Annotated in this window: 3 protein-coding genes; all 3 read right to left on the minus strand. The window is 69.3% G+C overall.

Annotated features, from left to right (window positions below; all coding sequences use genetic code 11):
• Positions 1–887: carbohydrate ABC transporter permease (locus ACRDP3_RS00715; RefSeq protein WP_431514813.1), on the minus strand; the 887-nt coding region annotated here is incomplete at its 3' end.
• A gap of 6 nt (positions 888–893) precedes the next feature.
• Positions 894–2,147 (minus strand): sugar ABC transporter substrate-binding protein, encoded by a 1,254-nt coding sequence (locus ACRDP3_RS00720; RefSeq protein ID WP_431514814.1) that lies wholly within the window; start codon positions 2,145–2,147, stop codon positions 894–896.
• A gap of 65 nt (positions 2,148–2,212) precedes the next feature.
• A partial coding sequence (locus ACRDP3_RS00725) for a LacI family DNA-binding transcriptional regulator (RefSeq protein ID WP_431514815.1) occupies positions 2,213–3,111 on the minus strand: 899 nt, incomplete at its 5' end.

A 3,111-nucleotide genomic window follows, 5' to 3' on the forward strand; every position in this document is an offset into this window, starting at 1 on the left:
GGGTCACCCTGCCCCAGCACGTACACCTGGTCGAAGACCTGCCAGGTGGCGATCATGCCGAGCGTCAGCACCAGGAACAGCACCGGACGCAGCGCCGGCAGCAGCACGTGCCGGAGCAACTGACGGCGGTTCACCCCGTCCAGGGCCGCGGCCTCCTCCAGTTCGCGCGGCACATGCTGCAGCGCCGCGAGGAAGATGAGCATGAAGGTGCCCGAGGTCGTCCAGATGGCCAGCAGGATGAGGGTGCACATGGCCACCGACGGACCGGCCAGCCACTCCGACCAGGGCAGCCCCATCAGCCGGTGTTCGTCCAGCGGGCCGCCGGGTCCGTCGCTCTTGGTGACGCCGAGGGCGCCGAGCAGCACCCAGACCACACCGCGCGAATCGGCGAACCAGTTCGGTCCCTTGACGCCGATCCAGCTCAGCAGCTTGTTCACGGCTCCGCTGCCTTGGAAGAGGAAGAGGAAGACCGTGCACACGGCGATGGAGCTGGTGACGGAGGGGAAGAAGAACGTGGTGCGCAGCATGCTGCGGCCGCGCAGCATGCGCTGGTTGACGATGATGGCCAGGGTCAGCGCCAGCGCAGTCTGCAGCGGCACCACCAGCAGCACGTAGTAGAGATTGTTGCGCAGCGATGTGGCGAACAGCGTACGGGCGAGCCCGTCCTCGGCGAGCAGGCCGCTGTAGTTGTCCATGCCGATGAAGTCGGCGTCCGAACTGAACGGGTTGGACTGCCCGTTCCAGTCCAGAAGGCTGACCCATGCCGCCATCAGGATCGGCAGCGCCATGAAGAGCCCGAGGCCGAGGACCATGGGGCTGACGAACAGCCAGCCCCACAGTCCCTCACGGCCGCGGATCGTACGGGCGCGCGTGAGCGGGTTGGACATCCTCGGTCAGTTGCCCTTCTTGATGGCCTGCTCGCCGTTGCGCTGGAGCGTGGAGAGGATCTCGCCCGGGTTGCCCGTGCGCAGGTTCTGCATGTCGGTGTTGAACTGGTCGAGGACCTTGGTGAACCCCGGTACGGTCACCGGGCCCTGGCCGTAGGCGGAGCCGGCCACCCATGCCTTGGACTCCGGGTTCTGCTCGGCGAAGGTCTTCAGGGCGTCCGTACGGGAGGGCATGACGCCGATCGCGTCGGAGGAGGCGAGCTGCTGCTTCGTCGACGTCAGGTGGCGGACCAGGTCGACTGCGGCGGCCTGGTGGGTGCTGGCCTTGGCCACGCCCCAGCAGTTGGTGAACGCGAGGGTGCCCTTGCCGGCCGGCCCGGCGGGCAGCGGCACGACCTTGTACTTCGTGTCCGGGTAGTCGTGCTTCATGCCGCCGGCGAGCCAGTTGCCCTCGATGACCATGCCGGCCTTGTTCTTGCCGAGCGCCTCGCCCGCCCACTCGGTGTCGATCTGAGCGGCGTACTTCGTGGAGCCGGAGCGCAGCAGCTTCTTGACGAAGCTCAGTGCCCGGGCGTTTTCCTTGGTGTCGGCGGTCATCTTGGACTCGGAGCCGTTGGTTATCCAGCCGCCGGACTGCCGCATGAACGTGCCGAGCCGCTGGAACTCGTTGGTGGTGACCAGCCCGGTCACGTTGCCCGAGGTCAGCTTCTTGGCGGTCTTCTCCAGCTCTGCCCAGGTGGTGGGGTAGTCGGCCGAGGTCAGCCCGGCCTCCTTCCACAGCTTGGTGTTGATCGCCAGGCCCAGGGTCGAGGAGTCCTTGGGCAGACACACCAGCTTGCCGTTGTGGGTGAAGGTCTTGCGCAGCTGCGGCTCGAATTCCTCGGCGTCGGGGATCTTGTCGCCGTACGCGTAGAGCGAGCCGCCCTTGGCGTAGTTGGCGAACTGGTCGGAGTTGACGTAGAACGCGTCCGGCGGGCTGTCGCCCGCGAACGCCTGCCCGAGCTGCTGGTCGATGTCCTTGGCGATCTGCACGGTGACCTTGTGGCCGGACTTCTTCTCCCACGCCGCCGTCGCCTTCTTGACGGCGTTGGTCTCGGCGTCGCCGGAGGTGGCGAAGAGGATGCGCAGCGTCTGCTTGCCGCCCTCGTCCTGCTTCGGTCCACTCTTGTTCTTGTCGAATCCGGAGGAACAGCCGGTCGTGGTGGTGAGCAGCACCGCGCACGCGGTGGCGGCCACGGCCACTGTCGGGCGTCGGAACATGCGGGCCTCCTGGGGGAGTTGATGAGCGGAGTTGAAGGTGTGGTGGTGCGGGGTGCCGGGCGGGTTCAGCCGGGGGCGGCACCGAGGCTTGCCCGTACGACGAGCGAGGGCGGCAGCAGCACCCGCTCGGGAGGTTTCGCGGGGTCGGCCATCCTGGCCAGCAGCAGCCGCATCGCCACCCGGCCCACGTCGTCGAGCGGTTGCGCGATGCTGGCGAGGCCGGGGGAGACGAGCGGGGCGACCGGGGAGTCGTCGAAACCCACCACGGAGACTTCGCGGCCGGGTGTGCCGTTCCGTTCGCCGATCGCCCGGTAACAGCCCAGTGCGAGGGCGTCGCTCGCGGCGACCACCGCCGTCACGCCCGCGTCGAGCAGCGGCATGACCGCCCGCGCCGCGGTTTCGACGTCGTTGACGCTGTCCACGCGGTGGCCGTCCACCGCGAGTCCGTGCTCCCGCATGGCGCGCTGCCAGCCGGCGGCCCGGTCGTCGCCGGAGCCGGAGCCGGGCGGCCAGCCCAGAAAGGCGATGCGCCGGTGTCCCTCGTGGGCGAGCCGTACGACGGCGGCCTCGGTGCCCGCGGCGCCGTCCACGTCGACCCAGTCGCCCACGTCCTGCGCGGACCACATCCGGCCGAACGCCACGAAGGGGATGCCCCGCTCCTCCAGCCACGCCTGCCGGCGGTCACCGTGCTCGGTGCTGCTCAGGACGAACGCGTCGACGCCGGTCTCGCTCAGCAGCTCCTCGTACGCGCCCAGTCCGCGCCGGCCGGAGTCGGCGGCGAACAGCAGCAGCCGGTAGCCGGCCGAGTCCGCGGTTTCCGAGAGCGCGTGCAGGAACCGGTCGAGCACCGGGGTGGAGACGCCCGAATCGCTCAGCCGGAAACCGTAGCCGATGAGCCGGCTGGCGCGGGTGCGCAGGGAGCGGGCCGCACGGTGCGGCCGGTAGCCCATCTCCTCGACTGCCT

The sequence above is a fragment of the Streptomyces sp. genome (assembly GCF_050698815.1).
GTDB lineage: Bacteria > Actinomycetota > Actinomycetes > Streptomycetales > Streptomycetaceae > Streptomyces.

Coding starts and splice junctions, on each gene's coding strand:
- ACRDP3_RS00720 (WP_431514814.1), bottom strand. CDS start 2,147: ATGTTCCGACGCCCGACAGTGGCCGTGGCCGCCACCGCGTGCGCGGTG.